20 protein-coding genes are annotated in these 25,011 nt (G+C 63.2%); 10 read left to right on the top strand and 10 right to left on the bottom strand.

Annotation, left to right across the window (positions count from 1 at the left end; translation table 11 throughout):
• Positions 1-96: 96 nt before the first annotated feature.
• From GCT13_RS03605 to purU, 5 genes are all read left to right on the top strand, one after another.
• Positions 97-2,100, top strand: a complete 2,004-nt coding sequence (locus tag GCT13_RS03605; protein WP_152755635.1) for a monovalent cation:proton antiporter family protein — start codon at positions 97-99, stop codon at positions 2,098-2,100.
• Between the two features lie 113 nt (positions 2,101-2,213).
• Positions 2,214-2,780 (top strand): adenine phosphoribosyltransferase, encoded by a 567-nt coding sequence (locus GCT13_RS03610; RefSeq protein ID WP_152755399.1) that lies wholly within the window; start codon positions 2,214-2,216, stop codon positions 2,778-2,780.
• A gap of 25 nt (positions 2,781-2,805) precedes the next feature.
• On the top strand, positions 2,806-3,420 hold the full coding sequence (locus GCT13_RS03615; protein ID WP_152755400.1) for a LysE family translocator: 615 nt from the start codon (positions 2,806-2,808) through the stop codon (positions 3,418-3,420).
• Between the two features lie 75 nt (positions 3,421-3,495).
• The gene (locus GCT13_RS03620) at positions 3,496-4,344 is read left to right on the top strand and encodes an NUDIX hydrolase (protein ID WP_152755401.1); all 849 of its coding nucleotides are present in this window, start codon (positions 3,496-3,498) and stop codon (positions 4,342-4,344) included.
• A gap of 85 nt (positions 4,345-4,429) precedes the next feature.
• Positions 4,430-5,293 carry a formyltetrahydrofolate deformylase gene (gene purU, locus GCT13_RS03625; RefSeq protein ID WP_152755402.1) on the top strand — a complete coding sequence of 288 codons (864 nt, stop codon included), beginning with the start codon at positions 4,430-4,432 and terminating at the stop codon, positions 5,291-5,293.
• Positions 5,294-5,348: 55 nt separating this feature from the next.
• Here purU and GCT13_RS03630 read toward each other — a convergent pair whose 3' ends face one another.
• On the bottom strand, positions 5,349-6,584 hold the full coding sequence (locus tag GCT13_RS03630) for a PepSY-associated TM helix domain-containing protein (protein ID WP_152755403.1): 1,236 nt from the start codon (positions 6,582-6,584) through the stop codon (positions 5,349-5,351).
• 420 nt (positions 6,585-7,004) lie between these two features.
• Here GCT13_RS03630 and GCT13_RS03635 point away from each other — a divergent pair, with 420 nt between their 5' ends.
• Positions 7,005-9,137, top strand: coding sequence for a TonB-dependent siderophore receptor (locus GCT13_RS03635; RefSeq protein WP_407670744.1), 2,133 nt, complete (start codon positions 7,005-7,007; stop codon positions 9,135-9,137).
• An 83-nt stretch (positions 9,138-9,220) separates the two neighbouring features.
• On the opposite strand, the gene GCT13_RS03640 is transcribed toward GCT13_RS03635, so the two are convergent.
• Both GCT13_RS03640 and uvrA read right to left on the bottom strand, forming a co-directional pair.
• Positions 9,221-10,306 (bottom strand): AI-2E family transporter, encoded by a 1,086-nt coding sequence (locus tag GCT13_RS03640; protein WP_152755404.1) that lies wholly within the window; start codon positions 10,304-10,306, stop codon positions 9,221-9,223.
• Positions 10,307-10,327: 21 nt separating this feature from the next.
• Entirely contained in the window at positions 10,328-13,462 is a 3,135-nt protein-coding gene (gene uvrA, locus GCT13_RS03645; protein ID WP_152755405.1) for an excinuclease ABC subunit UvrA, read from the bottom strand.
• A gap of 269 nt (positions 13,463-13,731) precedes the next feature.
• On the opposite strand from uvrA, the gene GCT13_RS03650 reads away from it, so the two are divergent.
• On the top strand, positions 13,732-14,919 hold the full coding sequence (locus tag GCT13_RS03650) for an MFS transporter (RefSeq protein ID WP_152755406.1): 1,188 nt from the start codon (positions 13,732-13,734) through the stop codon (positions 14,917-14,919).
• 137 nt (positions 14,920-15,056) lie between these two features.
• Positions 15,057-15,596 (top strand): single-stranded DNA-binding protein, encoded by a 540-nt coding sequence (locus tag GCT13_RS03655; RefSeq protein ID WP_152755407.1) that lies wholly within the window; start codon positions 15,057-15,059, stop codon positions 15,594-15,596.
• Between the two features lie 162 nt (positions 15,597-15,758).
• On the opposite strand, the gene GCT13_RS03660 is transcribed toward GCT13_RS03655, so the two are convergent.
• Positions 15,759-16,502, bottom strand: a complete 744-nt coding sequence (locus tag GCT13_RS03660; RefSeq protein ID WP_321574167.1) for an SDR family oxidoreductase — start codon at positions 16,500-16,502, stop codon at positions 15,759-15,761.
• Between the two features lie 137 nt (positions 16,503-16,639).
• On the opposite strand from GCT13_RS03660, the gene GCT13_RS03665 reads away from it, so the two are divergent.
• Complete coding sequence (locus GCT13_RS03665; RefSeq protein WP_152755409.1) at positions 16,640-17,545, top strand: LysR family transcriptional regulator; 906 nt, start codon at positions 16,640-16,642, stop codon at positions 17,543-17,545.
• A gap of 235 nt (positions 17,546-17,780) precedes the next feature.
• A complete protein-coding gene (locus GCT13_RS03670) occupies positions 17,781-19,430 on the top strand; it encodes a methyl-accepting chemotaxis protein (RefSeq protein ID WP_152755410.1) in 1,650 nt (549 codons plus the stop codon).
• A gap of 203 nt (positions 19,431-19,633) precedes the next feature.
• Here the strand turns inward: GCT13_RS03670 and GCT13_RS03675 are convergent, their stop codons facing one another.
• The 6 genes from GCT13_RS03675 to GCT13_RS03700 are packed head-to-tail and all read right to left on the bottom strand — an operon-like array spanning position 19,634 to position 24,912.
• Positions 19,634-20,443 (bottom strand): c-type cytochrome, encoded by an 810-nt coding sequence (locus GCT13_RS03675; protein ID WP_152755411.1) that lies wholly within the window; start codon positions 20,441-20,443, stop codon positions 19,634-19,636.
• Entirely contained in the window at positions 20,443-22,065 is a 1,623-nt protein-coding gene (locus GCT13_RS03680) for a b(o/a)3-type cytochrome-c oxidase subunit 1 (RefSeq protein ID WP_321574168.1), read from the bottom strand. The genes GCT13_RS03675 and GCT13_RS03680 overlap by 1 nt, the downstream gene beginning before the upstream one ends.
• Complete coding sequence (locus GCT13_RS03685; RefSeq protein ID WP_087734116.1) at positions 22,052-22,624, bottom strand: cupredoxin domain-containing protein; 573 nt, start codon at positions 22,622-22,624, stop codon at positions 22,052-22,054. The genes GCT13_RS03680 and GCT13_RS03685 overlap by 14 nt, the downstream gene beginning before the upstream one ends.
• Positions 22,625-22,626: 2 nt before the next feature.
• Entirely contained in the window at positions 22,627-22,809 is a 183-nt protein-coding gene (locus GCT13_RS03690; RefSeq protein WP_152755413.1) for a hypothetical protein, read from the bottom strand.
• 43 nt (positions 22,810-22,852) lie between these two features.
• Positions 22,853-24,193: a c-type cytochrome gene (locus GCT13_RS03695; RefSeq protein ID WP_152755414.1), complete on the bottom strand. Its 1,341-nt coding sequence runs from the start codon at positions 24,191-24,193 to the stop codon at positions 22,853-22,855.
• A complete protein-coding gene (locus GCT13_RS03700) occupies positions 24,190-24,912 on the bottom strand; it encodes a c-type cytochrome (protein ID WP_321574170.1) in 723 nt (240 codons plus the stop codon). Before GCT13_RS03700 ends, GCT13_RS03695 begins: the two co-directional genes overlap by 4 nt.
• Positions 24,913-25,011 lie beyond the last annotated feature (99 nt).

Genomic DNA, 25,011 nt, shown 5'->3' on the forward strand with positions numbered 1-25,011 from the left:
GACATTGCCCTCACCGGCCCTTCGACCTTGCTGCGCGGGCGTTTGCGCGTGGCTTCGCTGACGACCCAGGACGCTCTCTCCGATGCGCTTTTGCCGATGATTTCCCCGCTCGAAATGACGCTGTTCCTGCTGCTGGCATCAGTGGTGGGCGTCGTCGTGTTCCGCTATCTGAACTTGCCGCCGATGCTGGGTTATCTGACGGTGGGGATCGTCGTTGGGCCGCACGCGTTCGGCATCGTGCCCGATTCCGTCGGCGCGCAGAATCTCGCCGAATTCGGCGTCGTGTTCCTGATGTTCTCGATCGGGCTGGAGTTTTCGCTCGCGAAACTGCGCTCGATGCGCCGGCTCGTGTTCGGCCTCGGCCTGCTGCAGGTGCTCGGCACGGTGGCCGTCGCTGTATCGGTCGGTTTCGCGCTGGAGCGCTGGGTGCATATCTCGTGGCAGGGCAGCATCGCGCTAGGCGGCGCGCTCGCGATGTCGTCGACGGCCATCGTCAGCAAGATGCTCGCGGAGCGGCTCGAGATCGAGACCGAGCATGGCCGCAATATCTTCGGCGTGCTGCTGTTCCAGGATCTCGCCGTCGTGCCGCTTCTGATCATCATCTCGGCGCTGGGCGGCAATTCCGACGATCTGATGAAAGCGCTCGGCATCGCGTCGATCAAGATCGTGATCGCTCTGTCGCTGCTGCTGATCGTCGGGCAGAAATTCATGACGCGCTGGTTCAACGTCGTCGCGCGCCGCCGTTCGCAGGAACTGTTCATCCTGAACCTGCTGCTCGTCACGCTGGGCGCGGCGTTCATCACCGACAGGTTCGGCCTGTCGCTCGCGTTGGGCGCGTTCATCGCGGGCATGCTGATCGCCGAGACGCCGTACCGGCATCAGGTGGAAGAGGACATCAAACCGTTTCGCGACGTGCTGCTCGGTCTCTTCTTCGTGACCACGGGTATGCTGCTGAATCCGCGCGTGATCTGGACACATCCGCTCGTCGTGCTCGCGTTTCTGATCGGTCCGCTGCTGCTGAAAGCCGTGATGATCACCGGGCTCGCGCGGCTGTTCGGCGCGACGCCTGGCGTGGCGATGCGCACGGGCATCGGGCTCGCGCAGGCGGGCGAGTTCGGCTTCGTGCTGCTCAATCTGATCCTCGATAAGCACCTCGTCGACGCGACGTTCCTGCAGGCGATTCTCGCCGCGATGCTGCTGTCGATGCTCGCCGCGCCGTTCCTGATCCAGAACGCGGATCGCATCGTGCTGCGGCTGTCGTCGACCGAATGGATGATGCAGTCGTTGCAGATGACGCGCATCGCGACACAAAGCCTGAAGCAAACCGGCCATGTGATCATCTGCGGCTACGGCCGCGCCGGACAGAACCTCGCGCGGATGCTGGAGCACGAAGGGCTGTCGTATGTCGCGCTCGACCTCGATCCCGATCGCGTGTCGGCGGCTGCGGCGGCGGGCGAATCGGTCGTGTTCGGCGATGCGGGACGGCGCGAGTCGCTGCTCGCGGCGGGTATCCATCGCGCGGCGACCGTCGCGATCACGTACGCGAATACGCCGTCGGCGCTGCGCGTGCTGCACAACATCCACGAACTCGAGCCGACGCTGCCCGTCATCGTGCGCACCGTCGACGACAGCGACCTCGAAAAGCTGCTCGCCGCGGGCGCGACGGAAGTGATCCCGGAAATCGTCGAAGGCAGTCTGATGCTTGCGTCGCACACGCTCGTCGTGATGGGCGTGCCGATGCGGCGCGTCGTGCGGCGCGTCGAGGAGTTGCGCGACGAACGCTATAGCCTGCTGCGCGGCTATTTCCACGGCGCAGACGACGTGGATGACGACGACGGCCATGAGCAGGTGCGGCTACAATCGGTCCCCATCGACGAGAAGGCCGATGCCGTCGGGCGCACGCTCGAAGAACTCGGTCTCTTCGATCTCGGCGTCGAAGTGACGGCGATCCGGCGACACGGCATTCGCGGCGTCGAGCCCGATCCATCGACTAAACTTCGCGCAAGCGACATCGTCGTGCTGCGCGGCCTGCCCGAAGCGCTGGCGGAAGCGGAGGAGCGTCTGTCGAAGCATCGGCGCGCGGGCGCGGCGGCGGCCTGACGTTTGCTGCCATCCATCGACATCGATCACGCGGCGGCGCTCGACGAACGCGCGCCGTATTCAAGCAACTCACTGGAAACATCGGGGTCTTCGACGACCCGTCTGGAGTCATCATGTCCAACGCGCCTGCGAACAAGCCATTCGATCCGGTCGAATACATCAACAGCCAGATCCGCACGGTGCCCGACTGGCCGCAAGCCGGCGTGCAGTTTCGCGACATCACGCCGTTGCTGCAAAACCCGAAAACGCTGCGCGTGCTGATCGACATGTTCGTGCAGCGCTATATCGACCAGAAGCTTGACTACATCGCGGGGCTCGACGCGCGCGGCTTCATCATCGGGCCGATTCTCGCGTACGAGCTGAACCTCGGCTTCATTCCGATCCGCAAGATCGGCAAGCTGCCGTACAGGACGGTGTCCGAATCGTATGCGCTCGAATACGGCACGGCGACCGTCGAGATTCATGAGGACGCGTGCAAGCCTGGCGACCGCATCGTGATCGTCGACGATCTGATCGCGACGGGCGGCACGATGATGGCGGGCAAGAAGCTGCTCGAGCGTCTTGGCGCGACGGTGGTCGAAGGCGCGGCGATCATCGATCTGCCCGACCTCGGCGGCTCGAAGCTGCTGCGCGATGCAGGGCTGCCGCTGTTCACCGTGACGGGATTCGGCGGTCACTGATTCTTTCCAACGGAGTTTCTGAGCAATGCCGAATTTCCTGCTCTTTCTCGCGACGTCGATAGCGATCACTTTCGCGCCTGGTCCCGACAATCTGCAAGTGCTCGCGCGCGGCATTTCGCAAGGACGCGCGGCGGGCTTCGTCGCCGCGCTCGGTTTCGCCGCGGGCATTTCGTTTCACACGACGCTCGCGGCGCTCGGCGTCGCCGCCGTGCTGCGCTCGTCGCCTGTCGCCTTTCAGACGATCAAGCTCGCGGGCGCGGCGTATCTCGTATGGATCGGCATCAAGGCATTGCGCAGCAACGGTCTTGCGACGGCGCACGAGCGCCCGCCGCAGCCGCTCTCGTCGATCTTCCGGCAGAGCGTGATCGGCAACATGATGAACCCGAAGGTGACGCTGTTCTTCGTCGTGTTCCTGCCGCAATTCGTCGATCCGCACGGCGCGCAGAGCGTTACGTTGCAGATGCTCGAACTGGGTGCGCTGTTCATGCTGCAAACGGTCGTCGTGTTTTCGCTGTTCGGCGTGTGCGCGGGTGTGATCGGCGGATGGCTGAGGCGTCGTCCGCGCGCGGGCGTGTGGCTCGACCGGCTCGCGGGCGCGACGTTCATCGCGATCGGTATCCGTGTCGCGCTGCGCGACTGATTCGATCGATTCGTTGTTTGCCGTTTGAGTCGTCGGCTGGATCGTCTACACGTTGTCACGCTGTCTGGAGCTTTCATGTCTTTGCCTTGCATCGCCGCCGCGCGCCGCTTCGATCCTGCGCGGCATCTTCCGTTCGTGATCGGCGGGGAACGCGTCGGCTGGGTTCGTGCGACCGACGTGCCGCTGCTCGCGCGCTGGCCCGATGTGTTCGACATCGATGCGAAGAGCGTTACGCTTGCGCCGCAATTCAACACGGTCGAGCTGCGTAGCGCCGCGCTGGGTTCAGTGATCGGCGCGCTCGCCGCCGACGGCTGCATTCCCGGCTGGCGCGACGAAACCTACGCGATCCGCAATGCGTTCGATGCGCCGCCGCTCGCGTATATCGAGCGCGCGGCGTCACGCTTTTTCGGCACGATGACGTACGCGGTGCATCTGAACGGCGTCGTAGAATACGAAGACCGCGCGCCGCAGTTGTGGATCGCGCGCCGTAGCGACACGAAGGCCACCGATCCTGGCATGCTCGACAACGTCGTCGCGGGCGGCGTCGGTTGGGGCTTTAGTCTCTCTGAAACGATCGTCAAGGAGTGCTGGGAAGAAGCGGGCATTCCCCAAGAGATCGCCGCGCGCGCGGTCGCGGGACGCACGGCACATGTGCTGCAATCGCTGCCCGAAGGCACGCAGGCCGAGCAGATCTTCATCTACGACCTCGCATTGCCGGCAGACTTCGCGCCACGCAATCAGGATGGCGAAGTGGGCGAGCATCGGCTGGCGCGCATCGAAGATGTCGCGCAGTCGATCGAAGAAGGCGCGATGACGGTCGATGCGAGCCTCGCGACGCTCGATTGCCTGCTGCGCCGCCGCTGGATCGACGAAGACGCCTGCGCCGGCATCGACGCGCTGTTCGAGCCGCCCGTCTTCGATTGACACTGACGGACGAACGCGCACGCGCACCCGAAGCACCGCATCACACTCTACGAAACACGCACTGAAGAAGGGAGTCACCGAGGTCATGTCGACCGAACACAGCTTTATTCTCAAACTGTCGTGCGCCGATCGGCCCGGCATCGTTCACGCCGTGTCGGGTTTTCTATTCGAGCGCGGCAGCAACATCCTCGACTCCGCGCAATTCGGCGACAGTCACACCGGCGAATTTTTCATGCGCGTCCATTTTCAGCAGGTGGGCGGCGATCCCGGTCTCGACGCGCTGCGCGAATCATTCGCGACGCTCGCGGCACAGTTCGGCATGCGCTGGGAATTGCACGACGCGAACGTGAAGCCGCGCGTCGTGATCATGGTGTCGAAGATCGGCCACTGTCTGAACGATCTGCTGTTCCGCTATCGCACGGGGCAACTGAACATCGAGATTCCCGCGATCATCTCGAACCACAAGGAGTTCTATCAGCTTGCCGCGAGCTACGACATTCCGTTTCATCACTTCCCGCTGACGTCGAAGGATGCGAAGGCACAGCAGGAAGCGCGCGTGCTCGAAGTGATCGACGAATGCAAGGCGGACCTGGTCGTGCTCGCGCGCTACATGCAGATTCTGTCGCCGGAATTGTGCGAGCGGCTGGCGGGGCGCGCGATCAACATCCATCATTCGTTCCTGCCGAGCTTCAAGGGCGCGAAGCCGTACTATCAGGCGTTCGATCGCGGCGTGAAGCTGATCGGCGCAACGGCGCACTACGTGACGACGGATCTCGACGAAGGCCCGATCATCGAGCAGGAAGTGGAGCGCGTCGATCACAGCATGACGCCGGATCAGCTGACGGGCATCGGCCGCGACGTCGAATGCGTGACGCTCGCGCGCGCGGTGAAGTGGCACGTCGAGCACCGTATCGTGCTGAACGGCAGCAAGACGGTTGTGTTCCGCTGAATCGTTTTTCTTTTCGCTAAGACCGGCGCGGATCGTGATCGACCGCGCCGGTTTTTTATTGCGTCGCGCTTTCGGTTTGCGTACGAACGGCGCGTGACTTTGCGTCGCGCGTGTTCGTCGGGTGGCGGCGCGCGTTCATCTTCTTTAGCCAGATCAACAGACCCGTTGCGCTCAGCACGGCCACCATCACGCCGACGAAGCTGACCAGAACGCGTCCGCCGATACCGAGGATGCGCCCCGAATGCAGCGGGAATTGCGCCTGCATGAAGAGATCGCCCGCCGTGCCCTGGCCGGGAATCTGCGCGCCGAGCGGCTGGCCTGTCTGCGCATTCCAGTACGTCCATGCATTGCCGAGGCCGCCGTCGCCGTGGTCGTCGCCGGCTCGGAAATAGCCGACGCCGTACACATGGAACGCCGGCACGTAATAGATCGCGCCTGGCGGCGCATCGATATGCTTTTCGATGCGCGCCTGTTGCGCCGCCTTCAGAATGTGCTCGCGCGGCAGCGGCTCGTCGTTGGGTTTTGCGTTGGGCAGCATCGACGGATCGGTGAAGGGCGTCGGCGTGAGTGTCGAGAACAGCTTGACGATCGGCTGCACGACGGGCGTCGACAGATTCATCGACACCGACGTCACCGCGACGATCAGCAGCAGCCCCCATATCCATACGCCGCCAGAGCGGTGCAGATCGAACGTGAGTGCGTAGCCGCCCCGCCGCAAGCGAAACGCAAACGACTTCTTCCACGCCTTCGCGCTGGGAAACGCGAGCACGAGCGCGATCACGCTATCGAAAATCCACACGATGCCGACGATGCCCATCAGCCACGTGCCGATGTCGATGCCATGTGTGAACGACAGAAACAGCGTGTAGTGCAGCTTGTAGATGAACGGCAGCAGATTGATCCGCGCGACCGACAACGCGCCCCAATCGCGCTGACCCTGAATTTCGCCGGTGGCGGGATCGACGGCGATCTGGTTGAAGTCGAGCGCATACGGCTGGTTCGTTTTCGGATCGATGCGCGGCATCACCATCATTTGCAGCGTATGTCCTTTTTCGGCTGCGAGCGGCAGATAGGTCACTTGCAGCCGAGGGTCGCCCGACTCGACGCGGCGCGCGAGTTCCAGCGACGGCAACGGCGCGGCGTCGCTGCGCGCGTCGAAGAACGACGGATTGAGCGCCGCGTCGATTTCGTGATCCCACGCGATCAGCGCGCCCGTCAGTCCCGCGACGAACAGAAACAGCGCTGTCCCGATGCCGAACCAGCGATGCAGTCGAACGAGCGCGGATCTCATGCGCCGTTTCCGTCGAAAGCGACGGCCGTCGACGGCAAAAAAGTGACAGACATGACGGCGTGGCGTCTCTGCAAATACGAATTATTCGCATCTTATGAGGCAGGCGACGATGTCGCAAGAGTGTCGTAAGCGCTAGCGGCGCGTATTCCCTCTATCAGGGATAACTTTGCGGGCAACCGTTAAATTCTCGGCTTCAGCTGTACGCACATGCGACAAAATGTCGCGCCTAAACACTTATAGAAATCCGGTGGTAGTTGGCATCATTCGTTTTTTTTTGTAAATAAGAATGATTCTTATTTGTTAAAATGAGTGGACTGACTGTTGGGAATAACAATGAAAAACGCTGCTGACCAAGGAGTGAGTAAGAAACAACGCGGAAAGACAAAAGGGCCGATGATCGGCGTCGTGCATATCGCCGTGATGCTGGCGTTTGCTGCGAGCCGAAACGCCAATGCGCAGACGGACGCGCCGGTCAATGCGTCGGGTGCTGCCGCGGCATCCGCGGGCGCAGCGAACGACGCAGCCGCCGAGAAGTCATTGCCCGCCGTCAAGGTGACGGCTGCGCAGGACTCGCCGCAGCATCTGAACGCCGACGTCGGCAGCGGCGCGCTCGGCATGCGCACGCAACTCGACACGCCGTTCTCGACGACGGTCGTGACGAGCGAGGAGCTGCGGGACATGCAGCCGCAAAAGCTCGGCGACGTATTCGCGCGCGACGCGTCCGTCTCCGATAACGGCAATCCGTATAGCGCATGGGCCACGTATTTGAGCGTGCGCGGCATGCAGCTCGACTGGCAGAACGGCTTCAAGATCGACGGTTTGCCGTTCAACAGCTACGGCATCACGATGCCGTATGCACAGCTGGAGAGCGTCGAACTGCTCAAGGGACTGTCCGGTTTCATGTACGGCTTTGGCGCGCCCGGCGGCGTCGTCAACTACGTGACGAAGAAGCCGCCGCTTTCGGTCACGCCCATTCGCTGCGTCGACGTTGGTTATTTGACGGAGGGCGTATGGGCGGAGCACGCGGACCTCGGAGGCCGCGTCGGCCCGAACGGCATGTTCGGCTATCGCTTCAACGCGACGCACGAAGAAGGGCAGACGTACAACGACGGCACGCTTCGTCGCAACGCGTTTTCGCTCGCGCTCGACGCCCGCATCACGCGCGACCTGAGCGCGACGTTCGGCGCGCTGTATCAGGACCAGCACGCGACAGGGCAGGGCGGCTCGATCTCGACGGCGCAATACGTCGGCACGTCGCTACCGACGACACTCAGCGGCTCGACCGACAACCTCGGCAATCCGTCGCAGCACCTGAACACGAATCTCCAGCTTTACACAGCGGGCGTTCACTACAATCTGAGCCCCGACTGGACCGCGCATCTGACATACAGCTTCAGCAAGAGTTTTCGCGATCGCAACGAAAGCACGTTCTTCCTCGAGAACCCGGCCGGCGACTATACGGAATTCCGCTTCGCCGGCAAGGAAGGACATCGGTTGAGCCTCTGGCAGGCGATGGTCGAAGGCAACGTGAAGACGGGGCCGTTCGAGCATCAACTGGTGTTCGGCGCGGCATGGCAGAAGCAGGTGAACGAGTACGAAGCGAACAGCGTCTACGAGCAGATCGGCACGGGCAATCTCTATTCGCCGAACACGAACCTGTTCTACAGCCCCGAAGGACTGTCGACCTATCGCGCTGGCGACATCATGCAAAAGGCGCTCTTCGCCAGCGATACGATCCAGTTGACCGAACGCTGGTCGGTGCTCGGCGGCGTCCGTTATACGAACTACGAGCAGAACGGCTACACGCTGACGGGCGCGACGAGTTCGCACTACAGCCAGAGCGGCGTGCTCACGCCGACCGTCGCGCTGATGTTCAAGCTCGCTCCGACGACCACGCTCTACACGAGCTATGTCGAATCGCTTGAACCCGGCTCGATCGTCGACTTCACCTATGCGAATGCCGGCCAGATGCTCAAGCCGCTGCGCAGCAAGCAGTACGAAATCGGCATCAAGAGCGAGCATGCGCGCTGGAGCGCGAGCTCGGCGCTGTTCCGCATCGAGCGCGGCGCGGAGTACGCGAACAGCGCGAACGTCTATGTTCAGGATGGCGAGTCGATCTTCGAAGGCGTCGAAGCGGGCGCCGATGTGCGGCTCGGCGCGAACTGGACGGTCGGCGGCGACCTGATGTGGCTGCATACGAAGTACGAGCGCGGCTCGTCATTCGACGGCAACCGCGTCGCGGGTGCGCCCGGTTTCGTCGCGGCTGGCCATGTCACGTACAACGTGCCCTACGTGCCTGGGCTCAGACTCGGCGCCGACGCGAAGTTCACGGGCAACACGACCGTGCGTCCGGCCGGCGATCTGAAAGCGGGCGGCTATACGCTGTTCAATGTCGGTGCGTCATATGCGACGCGTATCGGCGGCTATGGCGTGACGTTCCGTGCCGCGATCGACAACATCACGAACAAGCGGTACTGGGAATACCAGTACGCGGACTATATCTCGCCGGGCGATCCGCGCACGCTGTCGCTCAACGCGCGCATGGACTTCTGATCGCGGCACGTTGCGGACATCGATGCGCACATGAAAAAGGGCGGCCTCGCGGTCGCCCTTTTTCATTTGATGCACCTGTTGCGCTACACGAGCCGCAGATAGATCAGTTCGCGCTTGATGTACGCATAGAAGATCGGCGCGGCGATCACGCCGGGGATGCCGAACGCCGCCTCCATCACGAGCATCGCGATGAGCAGTTCCCATGCGCGCGCCTCGATCTGTCCGCCGATGATGCGCGCGTTGAGGAAGTATTCGAGCTTGTGAATCAGGATCAGGAACACGAGCGCCGTCACAGCCGCCGGAAAGCTCACCGACAGCGCGACTGCGACGATCAGCGTGTTCGAGATCAGATTGCCGATCACGGGCAGCAGGCCGACGATGAACGTGATGATGACGAGCGTCTTCGCCATCGGCAGCGGCGCATGGAAGAGCGGCAGCAGCAACAGCAGGAATATGCCCGTGAACACCGTGTTGATCGCGGAGATCTTCATCTGCGCGAACACGATGCGGCGGAACGCATCGGCGAAACGGCTGACGCGCGTGATGAACGCCGTCGACAGCGGCAGCCGGTGAATGTGCTTCTGCGCGCCGACCGCGACGATCGCGCCGATGATCATGCCGATCAGCACATGCGTGAAGATGCGCGCCGCGTTCTTGCCGCCTTGAGAGAGCGTGCTCGCATGCGTCTGCATCAGCACGGCGGCCTTTTCCTTCATCTGCTCGGTGGAAACGGGCAGGTTCTGCGCGATGAACTGCGGCAGGCGGCCACGCGCCTGGTCGATCAGCGACATCGCCTGGTCGAGCAGCTTCTGGACGCTCGGCACGTCGCTCTCGAAGTGCTCGATGATGGCGACGGTGAAGCCCGTCAGCACGCCGACGATCACAGCGGACAGGATCACCACGGCGAACCAGCGCGCGCGGTAGCTCGACATGTGTTTTTCGATGCGCGGCGCGAGCATATGGACGAGCTGAAACACGAGCATGCCGGCGAGCAGCGCGCCCAGCAGCCTCAGTTCGAGCACCGCCCACATCGCGAGCAGCGCCACGACATAGCTGCCGATTTCGACCGCCGACAGTTTCGGCAGGCTCATGTCGCTGGTCAGCCTGACCGGGCGAGGGCGCAGATCCTGCACCTGCCCGTCGTCGCGGGCCGGATTACGCTTGGCCATGGCTTTCTATCGTCTCCAACCTCAGGTTTTTACGCTCGGCTTGCCGGCTTTTGCTGTCGCTTTCGCCGTTCCTGCCGCTGGCTTCGCCGTCGATTTCGAAGCCCGTTTCGGTGCGTCGGCGGCGACGGCCTTCTTTGCCCTCGCCGGTTTTACGGCTGTTTTTGCGGATTCTGCAGCGGTGTTGTTCCCGATTGCCTCGGCTTCGCCGGTTTCATCGTCGGACTGTTCGCCTGATTCCGCGTCCGCCCGTTCAACCGATCCGGCCTGTGCTTCCGATGCCGATACGCCGTTTACGGCGCCGCGCAGCAACAGCGGCGCGAGATACCGGCCGGTAAAACTTGCCTTCGACTTCGCGATCTGCTCCGGCGTGCCCTGCGCGATGATCTGACCGCCGCCCGCGCCGCCTTCAGGACCGAGATCGATCACCCAGTCGGCTGTTTTTATCACATCGAGATTATGCTCGATGATGACAACCGTATTTCCTTGATCACGCAACCGATGGATCACTTCGAGCAGCAGCGCGATATCGTGGAAATGGAGGCCCGTGGTAGGTTCGTCGAGGATGTAAAGTGTGCGACCCGTATCGCGCTTGCTCAGTTCCAGCGAGAGCTTGACGCGCTGCGCCTCTCCGCCCGACAGCGTGGTCGCCGACTGGCCGAGGCGGATATAGCCGAGGCCGACGTCGAGCAGCGTCTTCAGCTTGCGCGCGACGACGGGCACCGCGCGGAAGAATTCGTGCGCGTGCTCGACGGTCATCTCCAGCACTTCGCTGATGTTCTTGCCCTTGTACTGGATGTCGAGCGTCTCGCGGTTGTAGCGCTTGCCGTGACACACGTCGCACGGCACGTACACGTCGGGCAGGAAATGCATCTCGACCTTCAGCACGCCGTCGCCCTGACATGACTCGCAGCGTCCGCCCTTTACGTTGAACGAAAAGCGGCCCGGATCGTAGCCGCGTTCCTTCGCGGCAGGCACGCCCGCGAACAGTTCGCGGATCGGCGTGAAGACGCCCGTGTACGTCGCGGGATTCGAGCGCGGCGTGCGGCCGATCGGCGACTGGTCGACGTTGATGACCTTGTCGAAATGCTCGAGGCCTTCGATCGCCTCGAACGGCGACGGCTCCGTCGACGAGCCGTACAGGTGTTGCGCGACGGCGTGATAGAGCGTGTCGTTGATGAGCGTCGACTTGCCCGAGCCCGACACGCCCGTCACGCACGTCAGGAGACCGACGGGCAGATCGAGCGTCACGCGCTTCAGGTTGTTGCCGTAAGCCTCGACGATGCGCAGATGGCGCTCGTCAGGCTGCTTGCGGTCATCGGGGAATTCGATGCGGCGCGTGCCCGCGAGATACTGGCCCGTCATCGAAGCCGGGTCCGCCTGCACGTCGACGGGCGTGCCTTCCGCGATCACCATGCCGCCATGCTCGCCCGCGCCCGGTCCCATGTCGACGACATAGTCGGCCATCCGGATCATGTCCTCGTCGTGCTCGACGACGATTACCGAGTTGCCGAGATCGCGCAGATGCTTGAGCGTCGAAATGAGGCGGTCGTTGTCGCGCTGATGCAGGCCGATCGACGGCTCGTCGAGTACGTACATCACGCCCGTCAGCCCCGAGCCGATCTGCGATGCGAGCCGGATGCGCTGCGCCTCGCCGCCCGACAGCGTTTCGGCGCTGCGCTCCAGCGACAGATAATCGAGCCCGACGTTGTTCAGGAACATCAGGCGCGCGACGATTTCCTTGATGACCTTGTCGGCGATTTCGCGCTTTGCGCCTTCGAGCCGCAGCGTCTGGAAATAGCCGAGCGAGTCGCGCAGCGGCCAGCCGCTCACTTCGTAGATCGCGCGCGCATCGCCGTCCGCGCCGATGCGCACGAAACGCGCTTCGCGCCGCAGACGCGTGCCCTCGCACGACGGGCACGCCTGGTTGTTCTGATACTTCGCGAGCTCTTCGCGCACCGCGACGGAATCCGTCTCGCGATAACGCCGCTCCAGATTCGGAATGATCCCTTCGAACACGTGCTCGCGCACCGAAGTGCGCCCGCGCTCGTTGATGTACGAGAACGGCACGGTCTGCTTGCCGGAGCCGTACAGCAGAATCTGGCGCACCTTTTCCGGCAGGTCTTCGAACGCGGTATCGATGTCGAATTCGTAGAACGCCGCGAGGCTTTGCAGCATCTGGAAGTAGAACTGGTTGCGCCGGTCCCAGCCCTTCACGGCACCCGCCGCCAGCGACAGCGACGGATGCGCGACCACCCGCTTCGGATCGAAGAAGGTGATCTGGCCGAGGCCGTCGCATTCCGGGCACGCGCCCATCGGGTTGTTGAACGAGAAGAGGCGCGGCTCAAGTTCCTGCAGCGAGTACGAGCAGATCGGGCACGCGAACTTCGAGCTGAAAAGATGCTCCTTGTCCGTGTCCATTTCGAGCGCGATCGCGCGGCCGTCGGCGAGTCGCAGCGCCGTTTCGAAGGATTCGGCGAGACGCTGCTTCGCGTCGGGGCGCACCTTCAGACGGTCGACGACCACGTCGATCGTGTGCTTGTCGTTCTTCTTGAGTTGCGGCAGCGAGTCGACTTCGTAGATCTTCGCGGCGCCCTCGTTCGCGGTGCCGCCGCCCGAGCGCACGCGAAAGCGGATGAAGCCCTGCGCCTGCATGTCTTCGAACAGCTCGGTGTGCTCGCCCTTGCGATTCGCGACGACGGGCGCGAGGATCATCAGTTTCGTGTCTTCGGGCAGCGCGAGCGCGGCGTCCACCATCTGCGAGACGCTTTGCGCCTCGAGCGGAATTTCGTGGTCCGGGCAGTAAGGCGTGCCGACACGTGCGTAAAGAAGCCGCAGGTAGTCGTGGATTTCTGTGACGGTGCCGACCGTCGAGCGCGGGTTGTGCGACGTCGCTTTCTGCTCGATCGAAATGGCAGGCGACAGGCCCTCGATCAGATCGACGTCGGGCTTTTCCATCAGTTGCAGGAATTGGCGGGCGTACGCGGACAGGCTCTCCACATAACGGCGCTGGCCTTCGGCGTAGAGCGTGTCGAAGGCCAGCGACGATTTGCCCGAGCCGGACAGGCCGGTAATCACGACCAGCTTGTGACGCGGCAAGTCGAGATTGACGTTCTTCAGGTTGTGGGTCCGAGCCCCACGGATACGGATTTGTTCCATGAACCGGCGGGAAGAGGAGAAGGCTAAACCTGCTACTATAACGACTTTTCCAGACCGCCGTTACGGCTTCCTGACAGCCCGCAAACGGCGTGCTGACAGATACGAAACCGTCGTTTTTTGCGGTCCAGCGTCGCGGTGAACTGCTTGTATGTGAGGCGTTTTCCGTCGTCTGCAAGGCAACAGGTGGCCGGCGCGAGCGCTGCACGCGTCAGAAGCTGCGCATGCGGGCCCACGCGGTTCGCCGTCCGTTCATTCGAATATCGCTCCCGATGTCCAATCCGTCCGCCACCTCTTCACGCATGAGCGCGCATGAACTGCGCGCGACCGTGTCGCTTGCTGCGATCTTCGCGCTGCGCATGCTGGGTCTCTTCATGATCATGCCTGTCTTCTCGATCTACGCGAAGACGATTCCGGGCGGCGAGAACGTACTGCTTGTCGGCATTGCGCTCGGGGCGTATGGCGTCACGCAATCGCTGCTCTACATCTTCTACGGCTGGATTTCCGACAAGGTCGGCCGCAAGCCCGTCATCGCGACGGGCCTGCTGATCTTCGCGCTCGGCAGCTTCGTCGCCGCGTTCGCGCACGACATGACTTGGATCATCGTCGGGCGGGTGATTCAGGGGATGGGCGCGGTGTCGTCAGCGGTGATCGCGTTCATCGCGGACCTGACGGCCGAAGAGCATCGCACCAAGGCGATGGCGATGGTGGGCGGATCGATCGGCGTGTCGTTCGCGGTCGCGATCGTCGGCGCGCCGATCGTGTTCCATTGGGTCGGCATGAGCGGCCTGTTCGCGCTCGTCGGCGTGTTCTCGATCCTCGCGATCGGCGTCGTGCTGTGGGTCGTGCCCGATGCGCCGAAGCCCGTCCACGTGCCCGCGCCATTCCACGAAGTGCTGCACAACCGGGAACTGTTGCGCCTCAATTTCGGCGTGCTCGTGCTGCACGCGACGCAAACGGCGCTCTTCCTCGTCGTGCCGCGCATTCTCGAAGCGGGCGGTCTTCCCGTCGCGTCGCACTGGAAGATTTACCTGCCCGTGATGGGGCTGGCGTTCGTGATGATGGTCCCTGCGATCATCGCCGCCGAAAAGCGCGGCAAGATGAAGGCGGTCCTGCTGGGTGCGATTGGTCTTATCCTGATCGGCCAGTTACTTCTCGGCGTCGCAGCGCATACCATTATGTCGGTGGCGGCGATCCTGTTTATCTACTTTCTCGGCTTCAATATTCTCGAAGCATCGCAGCCTTCGCTGGTGTCGAAACTGGCGCCGGGCAACCGCAAGGGCGCAGCGGCGGGCGTCTACAACACCACGCAGTCGATCGGCCTCGCAATGGGCGGCGTGATCGGCGGCTGGCTGCTGAAAGTGGATGGACAAAGCGTCGTGTTTTTTGCATGCTCGGGGCTCGTAGCTTGCTGGCTTATAATCGCCGCGAGCATGAAGCAGCCGCCGCGCAAAGCATAAATCTTTTACGGCACGAATTTAAAGGCGGCGGTCAAACGGGGCGCGGGGGCGCGCTTTCCGGTCATTGACTCAGGCGGCCATGGCGTAGAAGGCCATCGGTGCCGCGTCGCCGGAAACGAAATCAACAGGAGAAACTCATGGCATCCGTGAACAAGGTCATTCTCGTCGGCAATCTCGGCGCCGATCCGGAAGTCCGTTACCTTCCGAGCGGTGACGCAGTGGCGAACATCCGCCTTGCCACGACCGATCGCTACAAGGACAAGCAATCGGGCGAATTCAAGGAAATGACTGAGTGGCATCGCGTGTCGTTCTTCGGGCGTCTCGCGGAGATCGTGTCGGAGTACCTGAAGAAGGGCTCGTCGGTGTATATCGAAGGCCGTATCCGCACGCGCAAGTATCAGGCGCAGGACGGCACCGACCGTTACTCGACGGAAATCGTCGCTGATCAGATGCAGATGCTCGGCGGCCGCAGCGGTTCGGGCGGCGGCGGTGGCGACGACGGCGGCTATAGCCGTGGCGAGTCGATGGAGCGCGGCGGTGGCGGTGGCCGCATGTCGGGCGGCGGCGGTGGCGGCCGTGTGTCGGGTGGCGGCAGTGGTGGCGGTGGCGGTCAGAGCCGTCCGAGCGCGCCGGCTGGCGGCGGCTTCGACGAGATGGATGACGATATTCCGTTCTAGACGCGCTCTGCGCAAAAACAGTCCGGCGCAGCGAAACATCGCGCATCGAACGAACAGGAAAACACCCCGCCTTCGAGCGGGGTGTTTTTTCATGCGCGTGCCCGTCGCGACAGTTGCAAGAGCAAGGACAAGGGCAGGATCAACCGAAGTCCAGCCACCGCCTCAAGCCACCCCCCCATTCGCCCGCAGAATCTGCCCATTGACCCACGCGCTATCCGGCCCTGCCAGAAACGAGACCACGGACGCGATATCCTCCGGCTGTCCCAGGCGTTGCAGCGGCGGCATCTTCGCAAAGTTCTGGATTTGCTCTTCCGTCTTGCCTTCGAGGAACAGCGCCGTCGCGACGGGCCCCGGCGCGACCGCATTCACGGTGATATCGCGGCCGCGCAGTTCTTTGGCAAAGACATGCGTGAACGCTTCGACGGCCGCCTTCGTCGCGTTGTAGATCGCGTAGCCCGGCATGTTCAGCGCGAGCGTCGTGCTCGAAAAGTTGACGATGCGCCCGCCGTTGTTCATCCGCGCCGCCGCTTCACGCAGCGTATTGAAAGTGCCGCGCACGTTGATGTCGAAGGTCTGCGTGTAGAGCGCATCGCTGGTGTCGGCGAGCGGCAGCGTCTTCATGATGCCCGCGTTGTTGACGAGCACGTCGACCTTGCCCAACTGCTGCTCGGTCGCTTCGAACATGCCGCGCACGTCGTCGGCGTTCGACACGTCCGCTTTCACCGCGATCGCGGCCGCGCCTTGCGCCTTCAGTTCCGCGACGAGCGCGTCCGCTTCCTTCGAACTCGCCGCGTAGTTGACGACGACGGCAAATCCGTCGCTGGCGAGTCGCCGCGCGAGGGCCGCGCCGATGCCGCGCGATGCGCCCGTCACGATAGCCACCTTCGCATTCTTCACGTTGTTCACGATCCCGTTCCTCAAAGTAGTGATTCGGTGAAAAGGATGATCGGATATTTCATGGAAGAGATAATTGGTCGAGACTTGGTATCATCATTCCATTCACTTCAACAATACGCTCGCATGAGACTGCGGAGCCAGCCGCCATGGACCGATTTCAGGAAATGCAGGTGTTCGTCCGCATCGCCGAGCGGCAGAGCTTCACGCGTGCCGCCGACGATCTGCAGATTCCGCGCGCGACCGTCACGAACCTGATGAAGCGGATGGAGCAGCGGCTCGGCGCGCGGCTGCTCGAGCGGACTACGCGCACCGTGCGCCTCACGCCCGACGGCGAAGCGTACTACCGCCGCTGCGTGCGTCTGCTCGCCGATATGGAAGAGGCCGAAGGCTCGTTCCGCAATGCGGCGCCGAAGGGACTGTTGCGCGTGAACTTGCAGGGCACGCTCGCGCGGCACTTCATCGTCCCGGCGCTGCCGGAGTTTCTCGGACGCTATCCGGGGATCGAACTGCATATCGGCGAGGACGACCGGCTCGTCGATCTCGTGCGCGAGGGCGTCGATTGCGTGCTACGAGCGGGCAACCTGCAGGATTCGTCGATGGTGGGGCGGCGCGTCGCGCGGCTCGAACAGGTAACGCTCGCGAGTCCCGCGTATCTGGAGCGGCACGGACTGCCAGCCGATCTCGCCGCGCTCGCGACGCATCGCGCCGTCAACTACATATCGAGCGCGACGGGCAGTGCAATGCCGCTCGAATTCACCGTCGACGAACGTGTGGTCGAGGTGAATCTCGAGGCGATCGTGTCGGTGACGGGCGCCGATCTGTACACGGGCGCGGCTGTCGCCGGACTCGGTCTCGTACAGGTGCCGCGTTATCGGGTGCTGAACGAGCTCGCCACGGGCGGTCTCATCGTCGTGCTGCCGCAATTTCCGCCGCCGCCGATGCCCGTTACGGTGCTGTATCCGCAAAGCCGCCAGTTGTCGTCGCGCGTGCGCGCGTTCGCGCAGTGGATGCGCGAGATCTTCGACGCCGCGGGTGGACTCAAGGTCGGTTGATCCACGACGCGCCCGGCGTTTCCGGGCGAGATTGCGCGAGATCAAGCCCGGCGGCCTTCCGACAGAAAGCCTCCCGACAGGCCATAAAGTTTTCGGCAAATCGGCCGTAACTGGCAGTGTGGTGCATCTGCTTAATGTTCAATCGAGTTGCGGACCTTGCCTGGCGGCCTGGGCGCAGCAATCCTGCCACGGGACTCTGGAGATTCCGGTCAGGCGGCCATAGGAGACATGCTTCATGTTGAAAGGTCTTTCGATTCGTACGTACCTCACGTTGATGATCGTGCTGTTCGGCATCGTATTGCTGATCGGCGCGGCGGCGGGGCTGCTGTCGCTGCGTGCGAGCAATGCGTCGCTGCAGCGGATGTATACGATCGATACGCCGGCCATCGCGGATCTCGAAGGCAGCGCGGGGCAGCTGCTTCGCCTGCGTCTCTCGCTCGCGACGTATTCATCGCTCAACGAACTGAATGATCAGCAAGGCGCAGACGCCGTGCTCAAGCGATTCGATACGTATCTGAAGGTGTCGAACGAACGTCTCGCCAATTTCCTTCGTAATGCGAGCAATGATGCCGACGAGCAGCGGCTCATCAAGGAGATGCAGGAAAAGCGCAACACGTTCCTGGCTGAAGGCGTCGAACCTGCAATGGCGGCGCTCAAGGCCGGCGACAAGGCGACGTTCCACGAGTTGCAGGGGCACAAGCTGTCGCCGCTTTATAGCGCCTACGAAAAGCCGATGCTGACGCTCGAAAAGGTGCAACTGGATCACGCCGAAAAGCGCTACCAGGATGCGCAGCAGCTCTTCTATGTCGTCTGCGTCGCTGTTGCGATCGGCATGGCGGGCACGCTGATCTTCTCGTGGATCGGACGCGTCGTGATGGTTCGCGCGATCGTGCATCCCGTTGATGCCACTATCGAGCAGTTCCAGCGCATCGCGCACGGCGACCTGACGGGCCGCATCGAAAACACCGGCGACAACGAAATGGGCCGCCTCGCCGCGGCGCTGCGCAGGATGCAGGAGTCGCTGATCGCGACCGTGAACACGGTGCGCCACAGCACCGATTCGATCGACACAGGCGTGAGCGAAATCGCGGCGGGCAATACCAATCTGTCGCAGCGCACGGAAGAGCAGGCGGCCTCGCTGGAAGAAACGGCAGCGAGCATCGAAGAACTCACGTCGACGGTCAAGCAGACGGCCGACAACGCGAAGCAGGCCAGCTCGCTCGCGCAAGGCGCATCGACGCTCGCGGCGCAAGGCGGCGAACTCACGCAGCAGGTGATGGGCACGATGCAGCAGATCGTCGACGACTCGCGGCGTATCGCCGATATCGTCGGCGTGATCGAGGGCATCGCGTTCCAGACGAATATCCTCGCGCTGAACGCCGCCGTCGAAGCCGCGCGCGCAGGCGAACAGGGGCGCGGCTTTGCCGTCGTCGCGAGCGAAGTCCGTTCGCTTGCGCAACGTAGCGCGGCAGCGGCGAAGGAGATCAAGGGCTTGATCGGCGCGTCGAATGACCGTGTGACTGCAGGTGCCGATCTCGTCCAGCGTTCGGGTTCGACGATGACGGAAATCGTCGATGCGATTGCGCGCGTCAGCGCGATCATGAGCGAGATCGCCGAAGCGGCAAATGAGCAGAGCACGGGTATCGATCAGGTGAACGTCGCCGTCGCGCAGATGGATGAAGTGACGCAGCAGAATGCCGCGCTCGTCGAGCAGGCCGCGGCAGCCACGAGTTCGCTCGAAGAGCAGGCGCGGCATCTCACGGAGGCCGTCTCTGTGTTCCGCACCGACACCACGCGGGTCGCGTCGCCGCGTGCCGTTGTCCATCGCATGGTCGCGCAGAAGCCGGATCTGGACGTATCGCTGGAGACGGCCGAAGCCGTCTAGGCACGTTGGTGACTGGAATCGCGAAGACGTAGCTCACGTCTTTGCATCGCCGATGGATGAAGGTGCGTGAAGCAGAGGCGACGCGCCAATAACCCGCGCTTCATCATCGACGCAAAACAGAACGGCGGTGCAAGCCTTCAATGCTTGCACCGCCGTTTGTTTTCTAGCGCAATGCGCGCGGCAGCTTAGGGGCTCTTAAGGCCTTAAGGCCGCACTGCGTAGTACTTCGCCACGCCGTCGATTTCTTCCGGCGTCATGTTGCGCGCGACGTTGCGCATCTGCTCGTTGACGTCGTTATGACGCTCGCCGTTGGCAAACGCACGCAACTGCGCCGTCATATACACCGACGACTGCCCGCCCAGCCACGGCGCGGACCCCTTGCGGTCGCGCTCGCCGTGACACGCGGCGCACGGCGCGATGTTGCGCATCGGCGAGCCTTCGTTCACGAGCTTGCGGATACTTGCGTCGTCGACAGTGCCCTTTTCGACGGCCGGCGGACGCGGCAGCGTCGAGTAGTAGTTCGCGAGATCGTGCAGATCGCGGTCGCTCAAGTGACGGATGATGGGCGGCATGATGGAGTTCATGCGCTGGCCGCTCTGGTAGTCGCGCAGCTGCTTGTAGACCACGTCCGCGTATTGCCCCGCAAGCACGGGCGCAGTGACCTGAATCAGGCTCTCCACGCCGTGACACATCGAGCAGTTCTGCGCGAGCGTCGCGCCGCGCCCGACCGAAACGGCGTCGGGATTCGGGCGGCTCAACGGCGGCGCGGGCGGCAGCACGACCACATTGCTCGGCGCCGGGCCCGCGATGTTCTCGTTTTGCGTGTACCAGGACGACGGCGCGCCCGCCGCGCTGCAAATCGTCGCCCAGAGTCCGCGTTGCGTGAAGTCGGGATGCTTCGACGGCAGCCAGATGAAGCCGATCAGAATCGACACGACAGCAATCGCAATCACGCCGCCGACGCTCGACGTGAACCATCGGTTGCTGAAGCTGAATACGCGTTCGTCGCTCATCACCGTGCTCCCACTGCGACGGCCGGCACGGACGTCTGTTGCAAGCCGAGCAACTGCGCAATCGGCACGCTGTAGTTCACGACCGTCAGGCCGATCATCAGCGCGACCCACAGGCCGAAGCTGTTCAGCGCGGCAGGCACGCGCTCGACGGGATGCACGGGCGCGCTGAAGCGGAACTGCTTCGGTTGCTCGATCGCGCCGAACTGCGCTTTCGCGAGGATGTAGAGGAACAGCAGACCGGAGATCACGAGTATCAGTCCGCCGAATGCCGAGACGGCAACCCAGATCGCTTGCGGCGCAATCGCGGGATTGCTGTAGTCGTAATAGGCCATCCGGCGCGGTGCGCCGAGCAGGCCGACGTAGTGCCAGGGCAGCGTGACGACCATCATGCCGATGAACCACAGCCACAGTTGCCAGCGGATCAGGTTCAGCGAGCCGATCGCGCGGCCCGTCAGTTGCGGCCACAGTTCATATGCAATCGCGAAGTACATGATGACGATCGCGCCGCCGAAGATCAGGTGAAAGTGGCCCGTGACCCACTGCGTGTTATGAATCGTCTCGTTGAGCTGGTAGCTCATGTTGATGAGCCCGCCCGCGCCGCCGAAGCCGAGCATGATGAACGAGAACGCGATGACGAGCATCATCGGGTTGTCCCACGGCAATGCCTTCAGCCACCCGAATGCGCCCTTGCCGCCGCGCAGCCGCCCGGCGATTTCCACCGATGCGCAGATCGTGAAGACGGTGAGCAGTGTCGGCACCGACACCATGCCCGTGAACACGGCGTGGACGAACTTGAAGCCCGCGCCCACTTGCGGATCGGCGAACAGATGGTGAATGCCGATCGGCATTGCGAACACGAGGAACAGGATGAACGACACGCGCGCCATCGAATCGCTATACAGCCGTCCGCCGATCGCGCGCGGCACCAGCGTGTAGTACGCGATATACGACGGAACCAGCCAGAAGTAGACGATCGCGTGCAGCGTCCACGAGAACAGCACACGGGCAAGACCGGCGTCGATGGTCGTCTTGAGGCCGAGCGCGACGGGCAGGATCTGGAAGAGGATTTCGAGCGCCGCGCCGACGGCCGTCCACGCCCACAGATACGCGCCCGCGACGTTCGCATACATCGCGAGCGGCACCGGCTTGCCGGGATTCGCGCGCTTCCAGATGCGCAGGTTGATGCCCATCAGCGCGACCCAGATCCACGAGCCCACGACGACGAGCACGACGCCGAGGTAATAGAACGGGCTGCCGATCATCGGCGGATAGAACGTGAAGAGCACCGACGCCTGGCCGGCCGCGACGGGCACCATCGCCATCACCGCGCCGATCGCAAGCATGATCAGCGCGGCCCATGCCCACTTCAAGCCGACGAGCGCCTGTTGCAGCGCGAGTTCGACGATCGCGTAGCCGAAGCCCATCGCGACCAGCGTGGGCAGCACATAGGCCATCACCGTGCCGTGCGCCGTCACCGAACGGTAGTAAAGCTCCGGATCGCCGATCCACGGATGCAGCGGACTGCGCACGAGCATCTGCCATGCGCCCAGCAGCAGCGCGACCCCGAACGAGATGAACGCGAGCCAGAAGTGCGCGAGAACGAGTCGCTTAGCGTGAAACACAGCTGAGCCTCCGATGTTGTTTTGCCTGTTCGAAGAAGGCAGCCTTGTCGATGACCTTCACGTGCGCCCACATCGTCTGATGGCCGAAGCCGCAGAACTCGTGGCAGGGCATCAGATGATCGGCGGGTTTGTCGAAGGAGGAGGAAAACGTCGCGACGTAGCCGGGCACGACCATCGTGTTGATGTTCGTGTCGGTGACGAGCAGGCCGTGCACGACGTCGGCGCTCGTCGTGCGGAAGGTGATGTCGGTGTCGGCGGGCACCAGCAGGCATTGCGGCGTGAACGAGTACTGCTGCGCGATGAAACGCACGACGACGGAACCGTCGGGCTCGACGGCGCTGCCGAGATTGCTCTCGACGAATTCACCCGACATCTGCAGCCGCGACGGATCGATGGTCTCGACGCGCGATGGCGGCATCATCGCCCAGTGCAGCCCCGAGTACACGACGAGGACCAGCATGAACACGACGATCGCGATGACGAAGTACGCCCAGCGCCGTTCCGAGCGCACGGAGACGGCATGACCGCTGTCTGGAGAATGGGAAGGTTGGGTCGACATGATCAGTGAATGACGCCGCGCGGCAGAAACACGAGAAAGTAGAAGCCGATCCAGATCGCGAGGACGACCACGGCGGCGACGCCTGCGACCGCGATCGCGCCGTTCGGTCCTTGCGCGACGATGCGTTCGACTTCGTCGTCCGAAGCGTTGCCGTGGTGGTCGCCGGAGTGATCGTTAGGGTCCATCTGCGAAGTCTCCGAGGACAGGGTTTGTGTCAGTGAAGCGTGATCAGCGCAGCGGTGCCTTGCGCAATTCGTTGACCTGTTTCGCCGTCACGGGCTGGCCGTGATTGCCCCAGGCCGTGCGAATGTAGGTGACGACAGCGGCGGCGTCGACGTCGTTCAGTTCCTGCGCGAACGGCGGCATGCCATAGGGCTCCGGATTGCGTCGCGTGCCCGGCGGGAAGCCGCCGTTGAGCACGATGCGGATCGGGTTGACGGCCGAATCCATTTCGATCGACTGGTTGCGCGCGAGCGGCGGGTAATGCTGGAGCTTGCCTTCGCCGTTATCTCCGTGGCACATCGCGCACTTCGTCATGTAGATGTGCTGGCCGGATTCGAACACGGCGGGCTTGACCGTCGCCGACGGACCCGTCTTGCGGCCCGGATCGTTGTCGGGCAGCGTCTTCAGATAGACGGCCATCGCCTTCACGTCGTCGTCGGTCATGTATTGCAGGCTGTGGTACGTCACCTCGGCCATCGGGCCATAGACCGCGCCGCGATCGGAGATGCCCGCCTGCAGCAGATCGACGATGTCCTTGATGCTCCAGTCGCCGAGTCCGCCGTCCTTGTCGGAAGTGAGCGACGGCGCGTACCAGTTCTGCACCGGGATCAGGCCGCCCGCGAACTGCTCGCTCTTCGACGAGCCGCCGAGCAGATTGATCTTCGTGTGGCACATCGTGCAGTGGCCAAGCCCTTCGACCAGATACGCGCCGCGATTCCATTCGACGGAGCGCGTCGGGTTCGGCTGGAACTCGCCTTCGCGGAAGTACAGCGAACGCCAGCCGATCAGCAGCTCGCGCTGGTTGAACGGGAAGCGCAGCTCATGCTTGCGATTCGCCTGGTGCACGGGCTCGACCGACTTCAGGTACGCGAAGATCGCATCGGAGTCTTCGCGCGTGACCTTCGTGTATTGCGCGATCGGCATCGCGGGATAGATCAGCTTGCCGTCCGGGCTCTTGCCCGTGCGCATCATCTTGAAGAAGTCGTCGGCCGTCCACTTGCCGATGCCGTACTCGTTGTCGGGGCTGATGTTCGGCGTGTAGAGCGTGCCGAACGGCGTTTCCATCGCGAGGCCGCCGCCGAACGTCTTGCCGCGTGGCGCGGTATGACACGCGACGCAATCGCCCGCGCGCGCGAGATACTCGCCGCGCACGACCTGTTCGGGACGCGTGCCGGCGGCTGCGGGCGCGGCTGCACCCGCTCCGTAGGCAGCGGTGACGAACGGAGATTGCGCGGCGATGGCAGCGAGCGCAAGCGCGGTGCCTGCGAGCACTGACATCGTCGCGCGGCGCGTGAGGCGGGCGGCACGTTGCATGCGATTCACGGAGCGAGAGGAGAGAGTCTTCATTCCGGTTGGCTCCCACATGCCAATGGCAGCTTGCCGGGTAGTCGCGGCACGGGACGCGGATCGGCGGGGCGCGGCTGGCGCGCGAGCCAGCTCGAGACCGCGGTGATGTCCTTGTCGTTCAGTTTGACGGCGATCGAGTGCATGCAGTCGGGCGCAAGCGCATGACGCGTGCCGGAGCGCCATGTGCCCATCTGTCCGGCGATATAGCTCGCGTGCAGACCGAGCAAGCCGGGGATGCCGGGCTGCTGTCCCGTCAGGCGCTCGCCGTGACACGCGGCGCACGCGGGAATGCCGCGCTTCGCGTCGCCTTGCATGACGAGCTGCTTGCCGTAGTCGAGCGTCGCTTGCGGCAGCGGATTGGTATCGGGATTCGGATAAGGCGGCTGACGATCGGCAAAGTACTGGCTGATCTTGCGCAGATAGTCGTCGGGCAGGAACGCGAGCAGATAGCCCATCGGCGGATACGTGCGGCCGCCGTCGCGGAATGCAGAGAGCTGGTTGAACAGATAGTCCGCGGGCTTGCCCGCGATGCGGGGGAAGTAGTCGTTGTTGCGCCCCTGGCCCTGCACCCCGTGACAGGTCGTGCAGGCGTGCATTTTTTCGTCCATGGCCGACGGCGGCGGTACGTCGTTCGAGGCCGCAATCGAAGGCCGCGCACTCAAGGTGCAAATGACGCAAATCAGCAACAGGATCGAAGAGCCGACGGTTCTGCGATGCACGAGTGGCCTCGTAGGGAAATGGGTTTCTAGATTCGTTGTTTGAACACCCTTTGAAGAGGCGGGTCGCTCTCTTCAATACTGCTTGGTCGCCTCAGTCAC

This window comes from Paraburkholderia franconis, from assembly GCF_009362735.1.
Taxonomy (GTDB): domain Bacteria; phylum Pseudomonadota; class Gammaproteobacteria; order Burkholderiales; family Burkholderiaceae; genus Paraburkholderia; species Paraburkholderia franconis.